The organism is Acinetobacter sp. UBA6571 (assembly GCF_002434085.1).
GTDB classification, from domain to species: Bacteria; Pseudomonadota; Gammaproteobacteria; order Pseudomonadales; family Moraxellaceae; genus Acinetobacter; species Acinetobacter radioresistens.
Genome location: NZ_DJJJ01000034.1, coordinates 22,317 through 44,926, shown reverse-complemented (window position 1 = coordinate 44,926; position 22,610 = coordinate 22,317). Strand labels below are relative to the sequence as shown.

The following is a 22,610-nucleotide window of genomic DNA, read 5'->3' as shown; positions in this document are numbered from 1 at the left end:
GCCATGCGCTTATTTTGTGAAGCTGAATATGAGGATCAAGCACAGCACTACGCTGCTGTGCTTGGTTCACGAGGTATAAATTTAGGTATAGAAACAGTTGAGAAAATCAATAGCCGTTTTTTACGCCTGAATCCGGAACTTGCTTTATGTACAAACGCGCAGGGTTTATGGCTATGTGCAAATGGCATGAAAATGCAACCAGACTGGAAAGCTGAAATTCCACGTTTAAAGCGTGCCAGTTTAAAGTCGGAAATGCTTGCCCGCGCCTGCCAACTGGGAGAAAAGCCGCAACTGATTGATGCCACTGCCGGTTTGGGGCATGACAGCTTGCTGATGGCCCATTTGGGTGCAGAAGTCACTTTAGTCGAGCGTCATCCCATTCTATTTACGCTGCTGGAAGAAAGTCTGGCCCAGGCACAAACTGATGCATTCCTGAACTCAGCCGCAGCAAGGATTAAACTGGTTTTTGCCGACTCTGCTGATTATTTGCGTCAGCAAACAGCTCGACAGCACAGGATAGACGTTGTTTATCTTGATCCGATGTTTCCACAGCGTGACCAGAATCAGCAGGACCATAAAAAACAGGCCCAAGTTAAAAAACAGATGCAGCTTTTACATATGCTGTTGCCTGAACAGGGAGAGATGGATTTGGGAGATAGACTTTTATCTCTTGCACAAGCAGTTGCAAAACGGGTCATAGTAAAACGGCCACGTCATGCAGGATTTCTAGCCGAACAAACACCTGATCATCAATGGTTAGGCGACGCCTGCCGCTTCGATGCCTACTTTTATCTGCCTGATTAAAACTATTTGGTAACAGCTTCAATATTAAGCAAAGTTTTGTTATATAGTTAGAAAGTGGCATTGCTAAATTCTATCTCAGGCCTAAACTGTTTAGGCCTTTAAAAAAATATCATTTTCCCAGACATCCTATGATTAACCTCAAACCATCGATTAATTTTTGGCATGATTTTCAAAGCAATCAGATTGCCGGGATGTGGTTATTTTTAGGTTCTCGTCGCGCACTGGCTGCTGTGCGGCCTTCAATCCTTCAGTTTATTGTCTGGGGCGTACTGGGAGGACTGGCCAATACTTTATTTAGCTGGCTGACTGCTGGTGAAACTGGCGAGTTTAATTCTCAAGGACTGGTGAGTTATGCCTTATGGCCTTTTCTGGCCTTAATTGTCGGCATATTCCTGTCACAGCGTACCAATAATCCACGATTAATGCTGGTACCGACTATCTTATGGCTGATTCTGGATACGCATATTGCGCTATTGCAAAGCCTGATTCAGTATCTGGGGCAACTTGATTATTTACCTTATGCAATTTATGACTATTTGCCCATCCTGTTTATGGTGCTGTTTGTCTGGCAGAGTATGGCTGTGGTCTGGGTATTTGGTCGTGAACTAAAATGGCCGTGGTGGGAATTTGCCCTGATCATGCTGGCGACATTTATTACATTGGTCGTATGGCAGATGTCAGTTAAAGACCAGCCAATCTGGAAAGTAGAAAGTGTCCCGCCATCATTTTCTGAAGAGGCTTTCTATAAGCAGAGTCAAATACTGAATCGGACTCTGGAAGATGTGGAGTATGGTGAGTTTGCTCAAACGCACTGGTATTTCTTGGGTGTCGCTGGCGCCAGCTATCAGGATGTTTTTAAATCTGAAGTAAAACGGATTAGGGAACAGTTTGATACCCGTTTCGGAACATTCGGCCGTTCGGTAATGCTAATTAATAACCCACAAACCCGTACTGAAATACCTATTGCTTCTAGAACCAGCATTAATCTGGCGCTACGCCGTATCGGGCAGCAAATGAACCGTGAAAGTGATGTGCTATTTTTATATATGACTTCACACGGGCTGCAAAATCAGTTTGAAATTGAAAATGCGCCTTTAGAGCTGGATCAGGTTGATCCAAAATGGCTACGTGAAGCATTGGACCGTTCCGGTATCCGCTGGCGTGTAATTGTAATTTCTGCCTGCTATTCTGGCAGTTTTATACCGGCCTTGCAGTCTGCCAACACTTTAATTATCACAGCTTCTGCTGCTGACCGTGCTTCATTTGGCTGCTCCAATGAAGCTGACTATACTTATTTTGGGCGGGCTTTCTTTGATCAGGCTATGCGTGAACAGTCTTCCTTAAAAACGGCGTTTGAACAGGCACGCAGTACGGTAGCGACTTGGGAGAATGCTCAAGGTTTTGATCCTTCTGAGCCTCAGTGGGTCATCGGCAAAAATATGGAACTGATGTTGCCTCAACTGGAACAGCGCCTGTTCCCGGCTACCACAGCAAATCAGCCTAATTTATCATTAGCTGTATCCCAGTCTGCTCAGCTCGAAAGGGCAGGAAAATAAAAGGAATAAGAATATGGAACTATTGCAGACCAATCGTTGCTTTGATGGTGAACAGCGTATTTATCAGTGGGCTTCAAAATATCTGAAGGGTGAGAGCCGTTTTAGTATTTTTTTGCCACCTCAGGCGCTGCTGGATGAACCCTGCACCACTTTATTTTATCTGGCAGGCTTAACCTGTACCGAAGAAACCTTTGCAATTAAAGCCCACGCCCAGCGACTTGCTGCCCAGCTCGGACTAATTCTGGTCTCTCCTGATACTTCGCCACGAGGGGAAAATGTTGCCCAGGGAGACAGTTGGGACTTAGGCCAAGGCGCTGGCTTTTATATTAATGCCTGTGCAGAGCCATGGTCTGAACATTACCAGATGGAAAGTTATGTGACAGATGAGCTTTATCCGGCAATTCTGAAAAACTTTCCAGTGCAGACCGATAAAGTCGGGATATTCGGACATTCTATGGGTGGCCATGGTGCCTTGACGCTAGCATTGAAATATCCGGAAAAGTTTAAATCGGTATCCGCATTTGCACCGATCTGCGCACCGTGTCAGTGTCCGTGGGGAGAAAAAGCATTTCGACATTACTTGGGTGAAGACCACCAGCAGTGGACTAAACACGACGCTGTACAGCTGGTGACACAAAAAGGTACCTTATTTCCTGAAATCCTGATTGATCAGGGGCTGGATGATCAATTCTATGACCAGCTCAATCCTGAACTGTTTGCACAGGCCTGCAAACAGGCAAGCCAGCCACTACGCTTGCGCCAGCATACTGGCTATGATCATGGTTACTATTTTATTCAAAGCTTTATGGATGACCACTTACAGTTTCATGCCATCCAGCTGGAAGAGAAATAAGCTTGAATGATACAGAGCATACTTCTAGTATGCTCGCCATTGTGCCTGAAATTCCTGTTGTGCCATGCGATTCAGATGATCAATAACGACTTTTTCCAGACGTTGATGCTCATCTTCGGCACGTTGACTTTCTACCTGAACAGCTAACTGTTCAGTTTCAGGGGTTAAAATGACTTTTGCATCTGGCATAACAATTGTAAAAGCTGTCCCATGCTCTTCAATTTCAAACTTGTGTTTCCAGTGATTTACCAGACGTTTAGCTATACGACCAGCATCTTGAGTATCAATTTCTGTGCGACTATTCATGTTGCTTCTCATTCTCAATAACAAGCATACTGTAGCAGAGTTTTACTCAAAGTACTTCCTCAAAATTTTAATACCTGTCTCAACAGGGATTGCATTTATGCTTTAGTGCCCAGTAATCAGGAGCTTTTTGCTATAATAATACAATAGTCAATTTCTCAAGCCAGGTCCTCCGATGTCCAAGCCCTATCTAATTGCACCTTCAATTTTATCTGCAGATTTTGCCCGTCTCGGTGAAGATGTGGAAAAAGTATTGGCAGCCGGTGCTGATGTAGTTCATTTCGATGTAATGGATAATCATTATGTGCCTAATCTTACTTTTGGGGCGGGTGTATGCAAGGCGCTCAAAAAATATGGTATTCAGGCACCCATTGATGTACATCTGATGGTTTCACCAGTTGATCGCACAATCGGTGACTTTCTGGACGCAGGGGCGGACATTATTACCTTTCATCCAGAAGCATCTGACCATATTGACCGCTCTTTACAACTGATCAAATCTGGCGGAGCGCAAGCTGGGCTGGTGTTTAACCCAGCAACTCCATTGCATTATCTGGACTATGTACTGGATAAGGTAGACCAGATTCTGTTGATGAGTGTAAACCCGGGGTTCGGCGGCCAGAAATTTATTCCAATGACTTTAGAAAAACTACGTCAGGTACGCAAGATTATTGACGCAAGTGGCCGTGATATCCGTTTAGAGGTAGATGGTGGCGTAGGACCTGCCAATATTCGTGAAATTGCTGAAGCAGGTGCAGATATGTTTGTAGCAGGTTCAGCCATTTTTGGAAAACCAGATTATAAAAATGTCATTGATGAGATGCGGGCTGAACTGAATAAAGTAGGCAGTGTAGAAGTTTAAGCTATTTTAAATAACTCGATAAGGTCTGTGGATAACTTTGTTTATAACTCTATGGATATCCTTGTTGATAACGCTAGGGATAACTTGGGTGAACTATAAACAATTAACTATCAATTGCTTATTAATTAGACAAAAAAAGTATAAAAAGGATTCAACTGAATCCTTTTTTATTGACTTAATCACTCCAAAAGCAAGTATTTTTATTAGCCAGTGTCTAAAATTTGAACTGTCTAATTTATAGCTACAGCCTGTAGAACAAGGCTTTTTTAAAGCTATATACTTATCTGGAAGTGAAGTTTGGCTTTTGTGCATAACTTTGATAAATTTTTCCCCATCTGCTGTAACACTATTTTTAGGGTTTACTTAAAGCTCAAGAGATTTTAAATTTAAATGAATGGAATCTGAGCAAAAGATACCTTTGTATTGAGCTACTGTTTATCTGGAAAAGCTCAGTTAAAATAATCAAAGTTTCAGGAGGAACGGCCTCCCCATAGTGGAAAAATTGTCAGGACGGCCTGACGAGAAAGGAAAAGACCGGATGGCATGGTTACTATTACTCTTAGCAGGTCTTTTTGAAGTAGTTTGGGCTTACTCAATGAAGCTTTCAGAAGGCTTTACTCGCTTAGGCCCAAGCGTAATTACGATTGTTTTTATGATACTGAGTGTAGTGCTGCTCTCTATTTCGATGCGGACTTTACCTCTAGGTACAGCTTATACTGTCTGGACAGGAATAGGCGCAATCGGTTCTTTTTTACTGGGGATTTTTATTTTAAATGAACCGGCAGGAGCAATGCGAATGCTGGCAGCAGTACTGATTGTATCTGGATTGGTTCTGATGAAATTATCTTCAAGCAATTAGAGGCAGGTAAAAAAATATGAAACTTGCAATGCAGTATATGGATTCTCCAGTGGGCCGTTTAAGGCTGATCGCAAACGAGAAAGCACTGGTAGCCGTTCTTTGGGAAAATGAGCAACCTAAACGTATTCAGCTGGCAGAACTGGTGGTTGAGCCGGAGCATCCGGTTTTGCTTCAGGTACGCCAGCAGCTTGAAGAATACTTTGAGGGAAACCGGCAGCGATTTGACATACCGCTAGACTTTGCCGGAACAGAGTTTCAGAAACTGGTCTGGACCGAACTGTTAAAAATTCCTTATGGACAGACCCGTAGTTATGGGCAGATTGCTCAAGCGATTGGTCGACCTAAGGCGATGCGCGCCGTAGGTGCTGCAAATGGTCGTAATCCGATTTCAATAATTGCACCTTGTCATCGGGTAATAGGAGCTAGTGGTGCATTAACTGGTTTTGCGGGTGGACTGGATAATAAAACAATTCTGCTGAACCTAGAAAAGAATATCCAGCTTTAAGGCGTTGATTTGCTGAGTTAGCCAAGCGGACGGTTCATCTTTAACTGCTGACCCCGTATTAGCCTAAACAGCTCTGCCTGATATAAAGCATCATCTAGAGCATTGTGATTTTTACTTAGCTTTGGATGTAATAGTCGGTCCATATGCCGTGAACTGGTTTCTGACCATTTACAGTGCTGGGCAGCCATAAAATAAGACTTAATATCCAGCGCGCTGATTCCAAATGGGTTATGCCCTAAAAATGCCCAGAAATAATAGTTAATAAACGACCAGTCAAATCCGGCATTTAAACCTACAAAGACCAGTCGTTGATCTCTTACAAGTGAGCTAAGCCACTGATCAAACATTTGCATAGCCTGAACTGGTTCCAGACCGGTTTGCTGTAAGCTCTCTAATGAAAGTCCACAGACATTTAATGCTTCCGGTATTGCATTACTATTTAATGGCTTGATTTCACATTGAAAGTTCTGTTCAGGATGATCAATATTACATGCGCCAATGGAAAGCAGGCTATAAATACCAGGTATAGGGCCAGACGCTTCAATGTCGACTGAAATATAAAGTTCTGATTTCTGAGCCAATATAATTTATTTCCTTGAACACTGCATATTAAATCATAATAGCGCTGAATGAGTTTGAAAAGCTTGATAGAACCTTAAATTCTACTTCATAACATATTTATAGCTAAACAACTGGGGTAAGGAAAATGTTATTTAATTTTATAATTATAGTGGCTGTAATCGGCCTGATTGCTTGGATTTCTTCTCCTAAATTTAAAGGTAAACTGGGCGAATTCACAGTGAAGGTACATGCTAAAAAATACTTGAGTGAAGAGTATATTATGCTAAATGATTGCACGCTACCTGATGAACAGACTGGTACTACTCAAATTGATCATATTCTGTTAAGTCCTTATGGTATATTTATTATAGAAACTAAAAATTATCAAGGATGGATCTTTGGCGGAGAACGCCAGAAACACTGGACACAGAAAATATATAAAAAATCTTTTAGGTTTCAAAATCCGTTATATCAGAACTACAAGCACATTAAGGTATTGGAGTCAGTGCTTAAAGATGTAGTTGAGCCTGAGTATTTGCATTCAATTATAGTTTTTACCCCCCAGAGTACTTTCAAAACACCCATGCCAGCTAATGTATTACAGGGAAAAGCATGGACAGATTACGTCAAACAATTCCAGCAGACTGTGATTCCGGCAATGAAACTCAAACGCATTAAATACCATCTAGAAAAAGAAATACTAGAAAAGGGCTGGAAAACTGACCGGCTGCATATCGAAAATCTTAAGCAAAAACAGGAAGAGCAGAACTGAACCTGTGCAAAAATAAATAACTGATAAAAATAGTCAAACACTGGATTGAGTAAAATTATAGAAATTAAAATCTGATGAATCTTTTATAAATTTGTACCGCTTTCTAATAGGAAAAAGAGAAGCTAATAATTTGTTTAAATTAAATTTTTAGAAATGATTTTAATATCTGAACAATTATATTTAAAATCTAAAAATAAGATAATGATGATAAAAATGATAATTAGTATCATTAAGGTATGCTTCATGTTAAGATTCTGCCGCGATTGAATTGATATACCTTGCTTTAAAAAATTGACTTTAGTGGACTTTGAAAGAAGAACCGTACTATGCAAGGCTAAGGCGAGTTGCAGCCAGTGCCCTATAAAAGTCTAACCTTAATAAAAAGATGAGGGAGACTATATCAATTCATTAAGGGAATTATTGACGACAACTATTTTTGGCTTAACTCGTATGTCTAGACCATTAAACTCTACGCCTAAACCTTTATTTTTGGCAGTACGGACTATTCTGTTTGCTTCCACTGCTTTACTGATACAAACTACCTTTGCAGCAGAAACGGATCAGAAAAATGAAACAAGTCATTCTGATAATGTACAGCAGCTTCAAACCATTACTTTAACAGCAGAGCAGCCACAGGCAGTCACAGAAAACTCCGGAAGCTATACGGTTAAAAGTGCAAGTACAGCGACCAAGCTGGATCTATCTTTACGAGACACGCCACAGACAGTTAAGGTCTATACACGGGCCTATCTGGATGACCGGAATATTGAGTCTTTTCAGGAACTCATGAGCCATATTACGGGAGTAACAGCTTCACGTACCGATGAACGCCAGAGTTATTATGCACGTGGTTTCCAGGTCGATTATTATCTGGTCGATGGCTTGCCAAGTACCTTAACACTGGCTGAAGGTGATCCGGATTTAAGTATTTATGACCGGGTAGAGGTAGTTAAAGGGGCAAATGGTTTAATGACGGGAGCTGGAAATCCGGCAATCGGCCTTAATCTGATCCGCAAACATGCTAATGCAAAAGAACTGACAGGTAACCTGACTGCATCAGCCGGTTCATGGGATAGCTACTCTAGCTCGGCAGATTTTTCAAATGCTTTAAATGAAGACGGTTCATTACGCGGTCGGGTCTTTGTGAAACATTTACAAGAAAATTCCTTTATGGATTTTTATTCCAAAGAGCGCAATATTGCTTATGGAGCACTGGACTACGACCTGTCCGATCGGACCACTTTATCGTTTGCCGCCATGTACCAGCAATTAGAACGTGATGGAATTCGCTGGGGAGGGCTACCGGCCTTTTATAATGATGGTACACGAACCAAATTTGACCGCTCCCTAACCGTTAGCTCAGACTGGACCTATTGGGATGTCGACTCAAAGGCCATATTTGCTTCACTCCAACATAACCTGTTTAATGATGTCGATTTACATATAGGTTATTCTTATCGTCGGGATGACAAAGATACAGCTCTGCTTTATGTCGATGGTAATGTAGATAAAAACACCCAAAAAAGTTTGGGGGCTATTTCTGTTTATTCCTCTGAACAGAGAAATGATGAAAATAATGTCGATATTTATATTACTGCGCCGTTTACCTGGGCTGGACGCCAGCAGGAAATTGTAACTGGTGCTTCATGGAACCAGAATGAGCTTCTTACCAATAAATATGGAACGATTCAGGGAAAAAAAGAAGGTACAAATGATCTGGACATCAATACCCCTAATGAGCTGGATTTTTCCAATATGAATACGGAGTTGCTGACTCCGATTACTAACCCGAAAAGACTGGCATTAAACAAGACTACTCAAAGCGGTGTTTATATTGCTGGTAAATTTCATGTGCTTGACCCTCTTAAAGTTGTGACAGGGGTACGGCTGTCAAACTGGGAATTTGAATCAAGTGATGGCAAGGGAACGCGTAAATTCGACAATCAGGTTACTCCTTATGTCGGAGTCATATATGACTTTGCAGCAGATCATTCGTGGTATGCCAGTTATACCGATATTTTTAAATCGGAAAACCGTCGTGATATAGATGGTGGTTATTTAGACCCGGCTATTGGTAAAAACTATGAAACGGGTATTAAAAGTGAATTTTTTGATGGCCGTTTAAATACAGCTTTATCTGTCTTTAGAATAGAGCAAGATAACTTTGCTGAGAAAATTACAGATGGATATGTAATTGTTAATGGCGTTAAGACCTCTGAACAGGCTTACCGAAGTATTGATGGAGTCGTCAGTAAAGGGGTAGAGCTAGAGGTTGATGGCGAAATTAATGATCAATGGAGTCTTAACTTTGGTATCGCCAACTTTGAAGCACGAGATGCTAAAGGTGAGAAGGTAAATCCCAATAATTCCCGTACTACCTCAAATCTGTTTGTTAAATATAGCCAAGATAAATGGAGTGCTGGAGCAGGAGTGGATTATCGAAGTAAAACTTATTCATTAATAAAAAAGGATAACTGGCGAATTGACCAAGGTAATATCTGGTTGGCGAGTCTTATGCTGGGTTATCAGGTTGACCCGAATATCAAGGTTCAGCTCAATATCGATAACTTATTTGATAAAGTTTATTATGAAGGGATTGGTGAAAGCAGTATGAATTATGGTGCACCACGTAATGCAACACTAAGCTTGCGTTATAAATTCTAACCAGACTTTTGTCTGAAGATTATAAATATTCAAAAGACAAGTAAAAAGGGGTAAATAGCCCTTTTTTATTGTATATAATAGATATATATTTAATGCTCATAAATAAGAATTTTCTTTTAAAGTAAAATATTAGAAGAACTAAATATATTTAAATTTTTATTAATTTTAAATTGTGGTGTAGAGGCGTTTTAAAAAAATAATAGAATAAATGAAATTTTACCCTAATATAAAGGTTTTAACTTAGTTTTTAATAATTAGTCAAAAGTAAGATTTTAATAAAAATAAGTTTAATTTAAATATAATTCAGTATTGAATTAAATGTTAAAATTTGAAGGGTTATTAAATAAAATAATTTATTAATATAATATAAAGATTAATCGGTTAATAAATCTATAGTCTCTAAAGCTGATTTGGAAATGTTTTTAGTGTAGTTATCATAAGATTGGGCTGCTAGACATATAGCTATTATAGTCATAAATAAGATAATTTTTTTATTAATAATCATGTTGAATTAACCCTATTCAATTCTGTTAAAGAAAAGATATATTAATTTAATGATCTAATCTAATATAGAAATATTACTCATCTATCTGTTTTTGAGATATGTTAACTTTTAAACAATGTAATTATCTGATCAGTATTGTTGAAGAAGGCAGCTTTAATGCTGCTTCCGAAAAACTTTTTATTGCTCAGTCAGCTTTAAGCAGACAAATAAAAAATCTGGAAGATGAAATAGGTTTTTGTGTTTTTAATAGATCCGAAAAAAAAATTAAATTGACCCCTGCTGGATTGGTTCTTTATAAAAGTTTAAAGAATCATCTTGAGAATTTTAACAATTCAATTGAACTGGCAAAGAGAATTAGCGAGGGAGAAGACAGAAATATAAAAATCAGCCACTCTAGCAGCATTATCTTTGATCAAAAAAAGTTGCAGATTTTAGATGAGTTATGCGGAAAATATAAAATTAATATAGAAATTAATACTATTTCATCTGAGGATCAAATTGAAGCAATTCTTAGCGGTAATATTGATATCGGTTTTATTCGACCGCCTGTTCATCACAATTTAGATGAAATAGCTTCTATAAGTTTATATGAAGCCCCTTTATATGTAGCAGTTTCTGCTTCTAATCAGAATTTTAGTGACAAGACCAAGGTTTATATCAGAGATTTAAAGGACTTAGAATTTGTTTCTACCCCCCATTCTGAACGAGGAGGACTGAGCTACTTAGCTTCTAATCTTTGCTTAAGCAATGGTTTTTCTCAAAAAAAATCAAGAATAACTTCACGAAAGTTGTCCCAACTGGATTTAGTTGCAAAGGATTTTGGGATTTGTATTGTTCCTGAGGAATTTGTTAGTATTCTTCCACAGAATGTAAAGTTGCTTTCTATAAACGATAAGAATAATCAATCTGAAGTTAAATTAATTTGGAAAAAGGGGAATGATATTATTATTAAAAACTGTGTAGAAGCTATTCAGGATTCTTATATATCGGATTTTAAATTATCTGAAAATTGATAAATAAAGTTTATATTAAGTATTAGAAATATTTAAAAAATAAGGTTTTAAACTAATTTAATAACTTTTATAAAATATAATTTTTATTTATAAGCTGGTTGCTTTTAATACTTAAGCTAAGTTAGATATTAATTTTTCAAATATAAATAATCTTTAAGATATTAAATAAATTTTTATTACTAATTTGATAGAATTGATATAAAGATAGAGCCCTAAAGCTCTATCTTTACTAGTAAAATATATATAATGAAAATAACATCTGATATGTTGTTTTATATTAAGCTACTTTTACCAGCTTAATGCGCCACCCGTCTGATAATCAGTTACGCGTGTTTCAAAGAAGTTCTTTTCTTTACGCAAGTCCATCATCTCAGACATCCACTGGAATGGATTATTTACACCAGCAAACTGCTCAGGCAAGCCCAACTGGTTTAAACGACGATTACAAATAAATTTGAGATACTCTTCCATCATAGCTGCATTCATACCAAGTACTCCACGTGGCATGGTATCCCGTGCATACTCAATCTCAAGCATGGTGCCTTCTAAAATCATCTGAATGATTTCTTGCTGGAACTCTGCAGTCCATAGATGCGGATTTTCGATTTTGATCTGGTTAATCATATCGATCCCGAAATTCAAATGCATTGACTCATCACGCAAGATATACTGGAACTGTTCAGCTACACCATTCATTTTATTACGGCGGCCCATTGATAAAATCTGAGTAAAGCCACAGTAAAAGAAAATACCTTCAAGAACACAATAAAAGGCGATCAGGTTACGTAGCAGAATCTGGTCATTTTCCGGGGTACCCGTTTTAAAAGTCGGATCACTTAAAGACTGGGTATACTTCAGTCCCCACGCCGCCTTACGTGCTACTGATGGTACTTCACGGTACATATTGAAGACTTCGCCTTCATCCATGCCCAACGACTCGATACAATACTGGTAAGCATGGGTATGAATTGCTTCTTCAAATGCCTGACGCAGAATATATTGACGGCATTCCGGGTTGGTAATATGACGGTAAATTGCCAGTACCAGGTTATTTGCGACCAGTGAATCGGCAGTCGAGAAGAAACCGAGTGAACGCATGACAATAGTACGCTCATCTTCAGTCAAGCCGTTTTCAGACTTCCAGAGCGCAATATCATGATTCATGTTAACTTCTTGCGGCATCCAGTGGTTGGCACAACCATCCAGATACTTTTGCCATGCCCACTCATATTTGAATGGAACAAGCTGGTTTAAATCAGCACGACAGTTGATCATGGCTTTATCATCAACCTGTACACGCTGCGCACCCATTTCCAGCTCTTCAAGCCCGGGCGCAACATCCAAATGATTTAAGGATTCAGATGCTCGAGCCAGCGTATCGGTTGAATCTGCTGGTCGCAGCTGACCGGTTCCAGCGGATTGTCCATAAGCCGCATTCTGCGGTGATGGCTTTGCATCAGATACCACTTGCGTATGAGCCGCTTTTTGCGGTTCGACGGGCGCAGGCTGCTGTGCTGGAGCAGCCGGTTTTTGCGAATCATCTTCGAAATCGTCCCAACTTAGGATAGACATAATAGTTCTCTCTTCGTTGCTTATATCTTTATCTGACATCTCACATACGAAGATGTCACTACTATACGCTCATTCTGTGTAAGCAAAATTAAGTTTTACCAATTGCTGCTCTATTTTTAGTCATTAGGCTGCATTGATCTTACTTATTTTGGTTACGCTGTTGTGCCCGGATTTTAATAAAGGCATATACCATCGGTACGTAGAAAAAAATAAAGGAAAAAACCAGAACCGCGAGTCCTAACACATAGTTATGAGTCATATGAGGCATGATCATTTCCTTTACTTTACAAATTTATTTTTGGCTCTCCATCCTTATCCTTAAACATATTATTACTTCCAGGATAAGGACAAAGGCCTTAGCTCATCAATTACTGACAAGCTTCACAGTCAGGATTATCAATCGAACATGCCATAGGCACCGGCGCAGCTTGAGCAAAACCGTCTTCTTCAGCTACAGTTTCCGGTTTGGTTTCTACCACAGGAGCTGCAGCTACTGGGGCCGCTGCTGTGGCTTTAACAGCATTTAATGCACCGGTGTTAATAGTTGATTTCTCGGCTGAAGTAGCACCAAGCGCTCGCAGATAATAGGTTGTTTTCAGGCCACGCAACCATGCCATTTTATAGGTTAGATCAAGTTTTTTGCCATTGGCACCTGCAATATACAGGTTCAGAGACTGGGCCTGATCGATCCATTTCTGGCGTCGTGAAGCAGCATCTACAATCCAGCGTGGCTCAACTTCAAATGCAGTGGCAAAAATAGCTTTTAACTCATCTGGAATACGGGCAATCTTCTGTACAGAACCTTCAAAGTGTTTCAGGTCATTTACCATTACCGAATCCCACAGGCCGCGTTCTTTCAGGGCACGTACCAGATACGGGTTAATCACTGTAAACTCACCAGACAGGTTTGATTTCACATACAGGTTCTGGAAGGTTGGCTCAATTGATTGCGAAACACCACAAATATTAGAAATGGTTGCAGTCGGTGCAATGGCCATTACATTCGAGTTGCGCATACCGTCTTTCTGGACTTTGGCACGTAAAGTATTCCAGTCCAGACGTTGGGTACGGTCCACTTCAAACATACGGTCCGGGCGGGATTTTGCTACAATTTCCAGAGAGTCAATTGGTAAGATTCCTTGATCCCATAGCGACCCTTTGAAGGTTGAATAAGCACCACGCTCAACTGCAAGATCACTTGAAGTCTGAATGGCGTAGTAACTGATCACTTCCATAGATTCATCAGCAAATTCAACTGCTGCATCTGAACCGTAAGCCATGCCAAGTTCATACAGTGCATCCTGGAAGCCCATGATACCCATACCAACCGGACGGTGTTTCAGGTTAGAGTTTTTGGCTTGTGGTACAGCATAGTAGTTAATATCGATAACGTTATCGAGCATACGTACAGCTGTTTTTACGGTACGTGCCAGTTTCTCGCGGTCAAGCTTGCCGCCTTGTACATGCTGTACCAGGTTAATAGAACCGAGGTTACATACTGCAATTTCATCCTGATTGGTATTCAGGGTAATTTCAGTACACAGGTTGGAAGAGTGAACCACACCCACATGCTGCTGAGGTGAGCGCAGGTTACATACATCTTTGAAAGTAATCCAAGGATGACCTGTTTCAAACAGCATAGACAGCATTTTACGCCATAAGTCTTTTGCACGGATTTTCTTGTGCAACATGTTCTGTTCTTTGGCAACAGACTCATAATAAGCATAACGCTCCGCAAATGCTGAACCTGTCAGGTCATGCAGATCAGGCGTTTCAGAAGGAGTAAACAGGGTCCATTCACCATCTTCGAAGACACGCTGCATAAACAGGTCAGGTACCCAGTTGGCCGTGTTCATGTCATGGGTACGACGACGGTCATCACCTGTATTTTTACGTAGTTCCAGAAACTCTTCAATATCAAGATGCCAGGTTTCAAGATAGGCACATACTGCACCTTTACGCTTGCCACCCTGGTTAACCGCAACTGCAGTGTCATTTGCAACTTTAAGGAATGGAACTACACCTTGAGATTTGCCATTAGTCCCTTTGATATATGAGTTCAGCGCACGGACCGGGGTCCAGTCATTGCCCAGGCCACCAGCCCATTTTGACAGCATGGCATTATCACGCATTGCGCCATAGATATTGTAAAGATCGTCTGAAATGGTGGTCAGGTAGCAGCTGGAAAGCTGTGGACGCAGGGTGCCTGAATTAAATAGTGTTGGCGTAGATGCCATATAGTCAAAACTGGACAGCAGATTATAAAATTCGATTGCACGGGCTTCTCGATCATCTTCCTGAACAGCAAGTCCCATAGAAACGCGCATAAAGAATAGTTGCGGCAGTTCGAAACGTATCCCATTAGAATGGATGAAATAACGGTCAAATAAGGTTTGCAGGCCTAAATAGGTAAATTGGTTTGAACGTTCTGGCTGAATTGCTGCTGCCAGCTTTTTCAGGTCAAACTTCAGCAACTCGGCATCAAGCAGTTCAAGCTCGACCCCTTTTTTCAAGAAAGCTTCAAGCGCTTCACTTTCCGGTGTATCCTCAGACAATCCCAAAAATGCCAGACCGGTTGCCACCAGTTCATCACGTAACAGACGGGCCGTAACATAAGTATAGTTAGGCTCCTGTTCGATACGGGTACGTGTTGCCATCATCATGGTGGTGGCAATATCAGATGCTTTAACGCCGTTGTAGAGGTTTTTTACAGTTTCATCAATAATTGCCTGTACATCAATACCTTCCAGACCTTCACTAGCTTTTTCCAGTGTGGTTTGAAGTTTGCTCATGTCCAGTGGCTGAAGCTGTCCTTTACTGTCAGTAATCTGTAGTGTTGGATGGTGATGAGCGCCAGTTTGCTGGCGAGCTTGGTTACGCTGTTCACGATAAATAACATAAGCACGGGCAACTTTCTGCTCGCCAGTGCGCATAAGTGCCAGTTCAACCTGATCCTGAATTTCTTCAATATGAATCGTCCCGCCAGAAGGCAAGCGACGCTTGAAGGTATTCATGACCATTTCAGTTAATTGGGTAATCCGGTCATGGACGCGACTAGAGTCAGCACTTTGCTGGCCTTCTACCGCCAAAAATGCTTTACCAATCGCAACAGAGATTTTTTCTGCATCGAAAGCGGCAACCTCACCGGTGCGTTTAATCACCTGAAGTTGACCTGGGGTTGAAGTGATTGCGCTCATCTCAGTCGCTCTCCATTGTCATCTATTGTTATGTTTAATAAGCCTGATTCATCTGTTTGCAAAACAGGACAGCTGATCAGGATAAACACAAGACTTAGTGGTTTATATTTGAATTGGACACAAGATACGGGAATTTTTAGGGTATATCAATATTGACATTTTAGTAAAAATTTTTCTTGGAAAAGGCCTTTGCTTCGCAGCAAATTTTCCCATTTTCTGTCATTCAGCTATAAGCCTTATTGGCTAAGGCATAGCATAACAAAGCTGGTTCAGCATGCTTATAGATAACTATGTGGATAACTAAAAAAGCGACGAATCAATTACTCAGTTTCTGAACAATGCAATCTTTTGTATATAAAAATACATTTTATCGGTTAAAAAAAAGCTAAAATCCAGGACAAATACTAGAATTTATATAAAAGCCTAGTGATATCAAGCATTAAAAGAATATTACAAAACAATGCTGACATGTATCAGTTTGGTGAACAGCTACTTGTTTACAATGTAAACGTGTGTATATTGCGAATTATTAATGACGTATCACTGAGTTTCGATTCATTAAAGATACCAACAAACATATACATAGAGGCATATTTCATGAGCCAAGAAGAAAAGTTACCAAAAATTTTAATCGTTGAAGATGATGAGCGTCTTGCTCGTCTGACCCAGGAATACTTAATCCGTAACGGGTTGGAAGTGGGGGTGGAAACGGATGGTAACCGTGCAATCCGCCGTATCATCAGTGAACAGCCAGATATGGTCGTACTTGATGTAATGTTGCCAGGAGCAGACGGATTAACCGTTTGTCGTGAAGTGCGTCCACATTACCATCAACCGATTCTGATGCTTACAGCACGTACTGAAGACATGGATCAGGTACTGGGTCTGGAAATGGGCGCTGATGATTACGTGCCGAAACCAGTTCAGCCACGAGTACTATTGGCGCGTATCCGTGCACTGCTGCGTCGTACAGATAAAACTGTAGAAGATGAAGTAGCACAGCGTATTGAGTTTGATGATCTGGTTATTGACAATGGCGGTCGCTCGGTCACTCTCAATGGTGAGCTGGTTGATTTCACCAGTGCTGAGTATGATTTGCTGTGGTTACTGGCTTCGAACGCGGGCCGTATCTTATCACGTGAAGATATCTTTGAGCGTCTGCGCGGTATTGAATATGATGGTCAGGACCGTTCAATCGATGTACGTATCTCACGTATTCGTCCAAAAATCGGTGATGATCCAGAAAATCCAAAACGTATTAAAACTGTACGAAGCAAGGGATATCTGTTTGTCAAAGAAACCAATGGTCTATAAGATATAGCGGTTTTTTTGCTTCTAAACAAATTCATCTCCTTACAAGGTTGGTCGAGTGTTCAAACACAGTATATTCCTGCGTATATACGCAGGACTTGTAGTTCTGGTTGCTTTAGTTGCTGTATTTGGTTACCTGCTGGTCCAAATCATTAACTATCAACGGGCGCAGGAATATCGGGAATCACTCACAGATGGTATTTCTTATGTGATCAGTGAGGGGGTTTCCCGGCAGCCAAGTGAACAGCAAAAGCTGGACTGGATTGCGGATGCCTCTGATCTTCTGGAACTTTCAATCTATTATGTTGATGCCAGTAAAGTAGAGCTGTCACGTGCGGAACGCAAACGAATCAATAATTTGCAGGCAGTAGTACGTTATGATGCCAAGAATACAACTGCGTATATTATTCTTGGGCTAAAAGATGATCCTAAACATTATCTCTATGTCAAAGTAGACAAGATTGGCGAGCGTCAAATGAAGGCCTTGCCAATTTTTATTTTAGATTATCTGATTTACTATCCGGGTCAGGAGCGCGAATATCTGGCCAAGATTCAAAAATACTTTACTTATCCAATTTCTATTCAAAACCTGCATGAGCTCCAGCTCGATTCTGAACAGATCGGTCAGCTGCGTCAGGATCAGAGCATTATGCTCTATAAAGACAGCGCGACCATGCGTGGTACCAATATTACGATTATTTCACCAATGCCAAGCAATCCGTCTGAAGTGCTGGTGATTGGTCCTGTGCCGGTCTTTAACTGGATGCCATTCCAGCTGGCTGGTGGCATTACCTTGCTGAGCCTATTTTTATTGAGCTTGGGAGTTTACGGTTTAATTGTACCGCTAGAGCGCAAGATCCGTCAGGTACGTTATGCTTTAAACCGTATGAAATCTGGTGATCTGTCATTACGTGTACCTATTGAAGGTAATGATGAAATGGCTAATCTGGCAGCCAGTTACAACAATATGTCAGATCATATCCAGCGCCTTATTGAAGCACAACGTGAGTTGATGCGCGCCGTTTCACATGAGCTAAGAACACCAGTGGCCCGGATTCGCTTCGGTATGGAAATGCTGGCAGAAGAAGATGATTATGAATATCGTCTGCAACAGATTGAAATGATCGATAAGGATATTGAAGCACTGAATACCCTGATTGATGAAATTATGACTTATGCCAAACTGGAACAGGGGACACCTTCGCTTGAGTTTGAAGAACTTCCGCTGGTAGAAGTGCTGAGTCAGGTAGCAACCGAAACAGAAGCTTTAAAGACCCAAAAGGAAATTGAGTTGTTAGCACCAGCCCCTGATCTCCGGGTAGATGCTGAACGCCGCTACCTTCATCGTGTAGTACAAAATCTGGTGGGTAATGCAGTTCGTTATTGTGACCATAATGTGCGAATTTCGGGTGGTATCGATAAAGATGGGAAAGCTTTTGTCAGTGTTGAAGATGATGGAGCAGGTATTCCAGAAATAGACCGTGCCCGTATTTTTGAAGCCTTTGCTCGTCTAGATGACAGCAGAACCCGTGCTTCAGGTGGTTATGGACTGGGCCTTTCTATTGTCAGTCGTATTGCATACTGGTTTGGTGGAACCATACAGGTTGATCAGAGCCCGGACTTGGGAGGGGCACGTTTCATTATGACTTGGCCTGCTCAGCGTTTTAAACATGAAGCCAGAAAAAATCGTATCGATAAAAAAAGCACCTGACAGGTGCTTTTTTATATTAGTCTTATTGCTGGATGGTGGGGTCAGGTGCAATCAGTGGATTGCCTTGGCGTAAACCTTCTAAAGCTACCTGATTAAAATCAACCAGAAGTTTATGATTTTCGACATCGATACGATGGTTAAGAATTACTTTACAGTCCCCATTGATAGTTTCAACTGTATATTCGTCCGCAATATTTAAAATGCCAGCCAGATTAACGGTAGTAGAAGCATAATCTTCAGTGAAAAGCTTATAAATATCGTTTAAGTCAAAAATGGCATTATTAACTTCCGGATATTTACGTACATACCCCTGTATATATTTAATCAGTAAATCTGCATATAAAAAATAATTAGGTTTATGGGTGAATTTTAAACTCATGTTATTGCTCCTTATTCTTTGATTTTAAGCATACCCTGTAGTGAAAATTAGCAGTGTATTAAGTTCATTAAAGCATGTAACTGAATTATCAAAAAATTATTGAGTGATCACAACACGGTCCCGTCCTGAGCGTTTAGCTTCGTAGAGAGCTAAATCAGCTTTATGCAGTAGTGCTTCTATATTGTGTGGGACTGCCGGATTAAATAAAGTCAGGCCAATACTGATCCGGATAGAAAATTGAGTCTCTGTATCTAGCTGGATGATATGTGTTTTTAAAGTTTCTCTTATTCTTTCAGCAATTTCAAATGCCTCAGCAGGACCAACATCAAGCAACACTATAGCAAACTCTTCACCACCTAACCGGCCAAAAAGATCATAGCTGCGCAAGCTGCGCCGAATAACTGCAGCACAGGTCCTTAATGCCTCATCTCCAGCCTGATGCCCATATTTGTCATTGATCAGTTTAAAATGATCAATATCAAGCATAAGTACTGCAAGTGACTGACTTTCCTGAGTGCGCTGTCTAAGAAGTAAATGGGCAGAGCGCATAAATTGGCGCCGGGTTAAACTGGCAGTCAGCTCATCATGTGCTACATGATGTTGAAGTTCCCGGATCAGTTGGGAACGGATGCGGTTAATACTTGAAACAGTTAAGGGGGCAATTGCCATGGTAATAATACCAAAGCGGAGTGAAATCATTTCCAGATAGTACTGTTCAGGATAAAGTGTCAGGTATTTATCTGACATGAAAAAAGCAATATAGAAGCAGCTAATTGATGTAATCAGTGCCACAGTAAAATGCCGGTAATTCAGGGCACACCAGATTAATGCTGCAATCGGATAAAGAATGGCGCCTGGGCCTGAATCGTAGTAACTGAGTGATAACGAAAATAACAGTACAAAAATGGGTAAGATATGCAGAAAGCTATATGGTCCATCTGCTGGGCGAAAGATCTGATGAATTCCTTTTTGATAAGGCAAGTTTAAAATAAGAGGCAAAATTAAAATCGCATTCTGTAACTCGGCACTAAACCAGTAGCCAAAAATAGTCCAGAATGAGCCGTGAATAAGTTTGGTATCTAATTGAGGAAATAGACTGGCAATAAAGAGTGAGCTAACCAAACTGCCTATGCAGCAGAATAAAAGCAGAAACAAATAAAAATAGCCTTGGTGCAGTAGACGAAAATAAGGGCGAAATTTTATATAAAAGGCAAAAGCAATAATTACATAGAGCAAATTGGCAGTAGTAAAACCAAGGGCAATACTCCATGAGTGAAATGACAGAAGATCTGAAACTACATAACCAGTAAAAGCACCTGCTAAAGTATAGGCATTTCGGGTAACCGGAAAGCGTGCCAAGCAACCCAAGAGAATGGAGTTAGCTGGCCAGAAAGCTGCCAGATGGTTAAAAGGACGGGTTGCAATACCCCACATGCAGCAAGCGAAAATCATTATTGCGAAGATGAAGAAGTATTGCCATGCCTGAACCTTTAGTATTCTTCCTTGAAAATAGGGCATGAGCTAAGCCTTGCAAGATATATAATTACAGTCTCATAAAAAGTTAATAAAGCATTGTTGTTTAAATGTTGATCATAGTTGAGTAATATTTATAAATACAGTCATGTTTTAAAGCAAGATCAAGAAAAATGTAAACTGAAAGAATAGGGATATTAGAAAAGAATATTAATATGAAAAAACAATAGAGCTTGAAAATATTATTTTTTTAACCGATTTTATGGCTGTAAAAGTACAAGACTTGTCTATATAGGTTTAAAAACGAATAAAAAATCATCCAAAAGACTAAGTGCCTTTAACTAGCAAGTCAAATCATAAATCAGGTACAATTGGCGGGATTAATTTTATGTTTGGTATATTTAAACGGCCAATACATACATTCTTTGTTAATATAGGCCTGCCAGGAGTTATCCCCGCATGAGTGCCATTACTCCATACGATTGGGCAATTATTGCTTTCGTGATCGGCGTTACATTTCTTTGTGTTTTTATGCTGACAGTTCCCTTACTCCTTGGGGGTAAATCATGGGGGCGTGCCAAGCAGGAACAGTTTGAATCAGGTGTAGTGAGTGCCGGTGGTGCACGTATTCGCTTGTCTGCAAAGTTCTATCTTGTTGCTATTTTCTTCGTGGTATTTGACCTTGAAGCTCTCTATCTTTATGCATGGGCATCTTCTGTGCGCGAAGTGGGCTGGATCGGTTTTGCAACAGCCGCTGTATTTATTTTAGTTTTACTCGTTGGTTTGATTTACGAAATGTCGACAGGTGCACTGAACTGGGCACCTTCAGACAAGCGTAAAGCAGCAGGGATTAAACCTAAAGTAGGCTCACCTAATATGGATCTTGCAGAAATTACCCGCTTCAACTCTATCGACGAGCTGGTGATGGACCCAACGGGTCAGATTCCAGCTCAATCCTCAGGTCGTATGAAACAAAAAACATCGACTGTTTTGACATCTGAACAGGAGTAACTCGGGATGAAATATACCTTAACCCGTGCGAATCCAGATGCTGAGCAATATCCGCTTCAAGAGCGTCAAATCGTAACTGATCCGCTTGAGAGTGAAGTGAATAAAAATGTGTTCATGACCCGTTTAGAGGACGTGCTGCACACAGCTGTAAACTGGGGCCGTAAAAATTCTATCTGGCCTTTTAACTTTGGTACGTCTTGCTGTTATGTAGAGTATGCAACGACCTTAACAGGCGTTCATGATATGTCACGCTTTGGTGCCGAGGTTATCCGTGCTTCACCGCGTCAGGCTGACCTGATGATCGTTGCCGGAACCTGTTTTACCAAAATGGCACCGGTGATTCAGCGTCTGTATGAACAGATGCTTGAGCCAAAATGGGTTATTTCCATGGGTGCCTGCGCCAACTCGGGCGGTATGTATGACATTTACTCTGTAGTCCAGGGTGTAGATAAAATTATTCCTGTAGATGTATATGTACCAGGCTGTCCGCCGCGTCCTGAAGCTCTGCTCCAGGCATTGATGCTGTTACAAGACCAGATTCAATTAGAGCGCCGTCCGCTTTCTACAATAATCGGTGATGATCTTCAGCCAGTATATAAGCCAAAGATGATGCCGGAACGGGACCGTAAACAGGCTCAGCGTATTGCTGTGACTAATTTGCGCTCTATGGATGAAATTGAATAATTTTAGCGACTGAAT

General features: G+C 40.6%; 20 protein-coding genes. 13 read left to right on the top strand and 7 right to left on the bottom strand.

The genetic code is table 11. The features are described 5' to 3' along the window. Positions 1 to 3 precede the first annotated feature (3 nt). The 3 genes from B3X18_RS06260 to fghA all read left to right on the top strand — a co-directional run bounded on the left by B3X18_RS06260 (position 4) and on the right by fghA (position 3,213). The gene (locus B3X18_RS06260) at positions 4 to 804 is read left to right on the top strand and encodes a class I SAM-dependent methyltransferase (RefSeq protein WP_005027706.1); all 801 of its coding nucleotides are present in this window, start codon (positions 4 to 6) and stop codon (positions 802 to 804) included. Positions 805 to 932: 128 nt separating this feature from the next. Continuing rightward, a complete protein-coding gene (locus B3X18_RS06255) occupies positions 933 to 2,360 on the top strand; it encodes a C13 family peptidase (RefSeq protein WP_005404877.1) in 1,428 nt (475 codons plus the stop codon). Between the two features lie 13 nt (positions 2,361 to 2,373). Continuing rightward, positions 2,374 to 3,213, top strand: a complete 840-nt coding sequence (gene fghA, locus B3X18_RS06250; protein WP_034670729.1) for an S-formylglutathione hydrolase — start codon at positions 2,374 to 2,376, stop codon at positions 3,211 to 3,213. A 24-nt stretch (positions 3,214 to 3,237) separates the two neighbouring features. On the opposite strand, the gene B3X18_RS06245 is transcribed toward fghA, so the two are convergent. Continuing rightward, positions 3,238 to 3,519: a DUF2218 domain-containing protein gene (locus tag B3X18_RS06245; protein ID WP_005018600.1), complete on the bottom strand. Its 282-nt coding sequence runs from the start codon at positions 3,517 to 3,519 to the stop codon at positions 3,238 to 3,240. Between the two features lie 172 nt (positions 3,520 to 3,691). On the opposite strand from B3X18_RS06245, the gene rpe reads away from it, so the two are divergent. The 3 genes from rpe to B3X18_RS06230 all read left to right on the top strand — a co-directional run bounded on the left by rpe (position 3,692) and on the right by B3X18_RS06230 (position 5,742). Next, positions 3,692 to 4,378 carry a ribulose-phosphate 3-epimerase gene (gene rpe, locus B3X18_RS06240; RefSeq protein ID WP_005027700.1) on the top strand — a complete coding sequence of 229 codons (687 nt, stop codon included), beginning with the start codon at positions 3,692 to 3,694 and terminating at the stop codon, positions 4,376 to 4,378. 538 nt (positions 4,379 to 4,916) lie between these two features. After that, positions 4,917 to 5,237, top strand: coding sequence for a DMT family transporter (locus tag B3X18_RS06235; RefSeq protein ID WP_005018603.1), 321 nt, complete (start codon positions 4,917 to 4,919; stop codon positions 5,235 to 5,237). Positions 5,238 to 5,253: 16 nt separating this feature from the next. Beyond that, the gene (locus B3X18_RS06230; protein WP_005018605.1) at positions 5,254 to 5,742 is read left to right on the top strand and encodes a methylated-DNA--[protein]-cysteine S-methyltransferase; all 489 of its coding nucleotides are present in this window, start codon (positions 5,254 to 5,256) and stop codon (positions 5,740 to 5,742) included. 17 nt (positions 5,743 to 5,759) lie between these two features. Here the strand turns inward: B3X18_RS06230 and B3X18_RS06225 are convergent, their stop codons facing one another. Further along, the gene (locus tag B3X18_RS06225) at positions 5,760 to 6,323 is read right to left on the bottom strand and encodes a 3'-5' exonuclease (RefSeq protein ID WP_005027697.1); all 564 of its coding nucleotides are present in this window, start codon (positions 6,321 to 6,323) and stop codon (positions 5,760 to 5,762) included. A 125-nt stretch (positions 6,324 to 6,448) separates the two neighbouring features. Here B3X18_RS06225 and B3X18_RS06220 point away from each other — a divergent pair, with 125 nt between their 5' ends. The 3 genes from B3X18_RS06220 (at position 6,449) to B3X18_RS06210 (ending at position 11,257) form a co-directional block, all read left to right on the top strand. Further along, positions 6,449 to 7,075 (top strand): nuclease-related domain-containing protein, encoded by a 627-nt coding sequence (locus tag B3X18_RS06220; RefSeq protein WP_005027695.1) that lies wholly within the window; start codon positions 6,449 to 6,451, stop codon positions 7,073 to 7,075. Positions 7,076 to 7,525: 450 nt separating this feature from the next. Beyond that, positions 7,526 to 9,739, top strand: coding sequence for a TonB-dependent siderophore receptor (locus tag B3X18_RS06215; protein ID WP_016801133.1), 2,214 nt, complete (start codon positions 7,526 to 7,528; stop codon positions 9,737 to 9,739). 603 nt (positions 9,740 to 10,342) lie between these two features. Further along, positions 10,343 to 11,257, top strand: a complete 915-nt coding sequence (locus tag B3X18_RS06210; protein ID WP_005027690.1) for a LysR family transcriptional regulator — start codon at positions 10,343 to 10,345, stop codon at positions 11,255 to 11,257. A gap of 288 nt (positions 11,258 to 11,545) precedes the next feature. Here B3X18_RS06210 and B3X18_RS06205 read toward each other — a convergent pair whose 3' ends face one another. From B3X18_RS06205 to B3X18_RS06195, 3 genes are all read right to left on the bottom strand, one after another. Next, positions 11,546 to 12,829: a ribonucleotide-diphosphate reductase subunit beta gene (locus B3X18_RS06205; RefSeq protein WP_005027688.1), complete on the bottom strand. Its 1,284-nt coding sequence runs from the start codon at positions 12,827 to 12,829 to the stop codon at positions 11,546 to 11,548. Between the two features lie 139 nt (positions 12,830 to 12,968). After that, positions 12,969 to 13,097, bottom strand: coding sequence for a hypothetical protein (locus B3X18_RS06200; RefSeq protein WP_005018611.1), 129 nt, complete (start codon positions 13,095 to 13,097; stop codon positions 12,969 to 12,971). A gap of 100 nt (positions 13,098 to 13,197) precedes the next feature. Next, on the bottom strand, positions 13,198 to 16,026 hold the full coding sequence (locus B3X18_RS06195) for a ribonucleoside-diphosphate reductase subunit alpha (protein ID WP_017400934.1): 2,829 nt from the start codon (positions 16,024 to 16,026) through the stop codon (positions 13,198 to 13,200). A 597-nt stretch (positions 16,027 to 16,623) separates the two neighbouring features. Here B3X18_RS06195 and bfmR point away from each other — a divergent pair. Then, positions 16,624 to 17,340 carry a response regulator transcription factor BfmR gene (bfmR, locus tag B3X18_RS06190; protein WP_005018641.1) on the top strand — a complete coding sequence of 239 codons (717 nt, stop codon included), beginning with the start codon at positions 16,624 to 16,626 and terminating at the stop codon, positions 17,338 to 17,340. A 55-nt stretch (positions 17,341 to 17,395) separates the two neighbouring features. After that, positions 17,396 to 19,048 carry a sensor histidine kinase BfmS gene (bfmS, locus tag B3X18_RS06185; RefSeq protein ID WP_034675732.1) on the top strand — a complete coding sequence of 551 codons (1,653 nt, stop codon included), beginning with the start codon at positions 17,396 to 17,398 and terminating at the stop codon, positions 19,046 to 19,048. A 22-nt stretch (positions 19,049 to 19,070) separates the two neighbouring features. Here bfmS and B3X18_RS06180 read toward each other — a convergent pair whose 3' ends face one another. Further along, positions 19,071 to 19,427 carry a hypothetical protein gene (locus B3X18_RS06180; protein WP_017400932.1) on the bottom strand — a complete coding sequence of 119 codons (357 nt, stop codon included), beginning with the start codon at positions 19,425 to 19,427 and terminating at the stop codon, positions 19,071 to 19,073. Between the two features lie 96 nt (positions 19,428 to 19,523). Further along, complete coding sequence (locus B3X18_RS06175) at positions 19,524 to 20,945, bottom strand: GGDEF domain-containing protein (protein WP_034431663.1); 1,422 nt, start codon at positions 20,943 to 20,945, stop codon at positions 19,524 to 19,526. 414 nt (positions 20,946 to 21,359) lie between these two features. Here B3X18_RS06175 and B3X18_RS06170 point away from each other — a divergent pair, with 414 nt between their 5' ends. Together B3X18_RS06170 and B3X18_RS06165 are read left to right on the top strand one after the other, a co-directional pair. Next, positions 21,360 to 21,911, top strand: a complete 552-nt coding sequence (locus B3X18_RS06170; protein ID WP_005018657.1) for an NADH-quinone oxidoreductase subunit A — start codon at positions 21,360 to 21,362, stop codon at positions 21,909 to 21,911. 6 nt (positions 21,912 to 21,917) lie between these two features. Further along, entirely contained in the window at positions 21,918 to 22,595 is a 678-nt protein-coding gene (locus B3X18_RS06165) for a NuoB/complex I 20 kDa subunit family protein (RefSeq protein WP_005018660.1), read from the top strand. Positions 22,596 to 22,610: the final 15 nt, after the last annotated feature.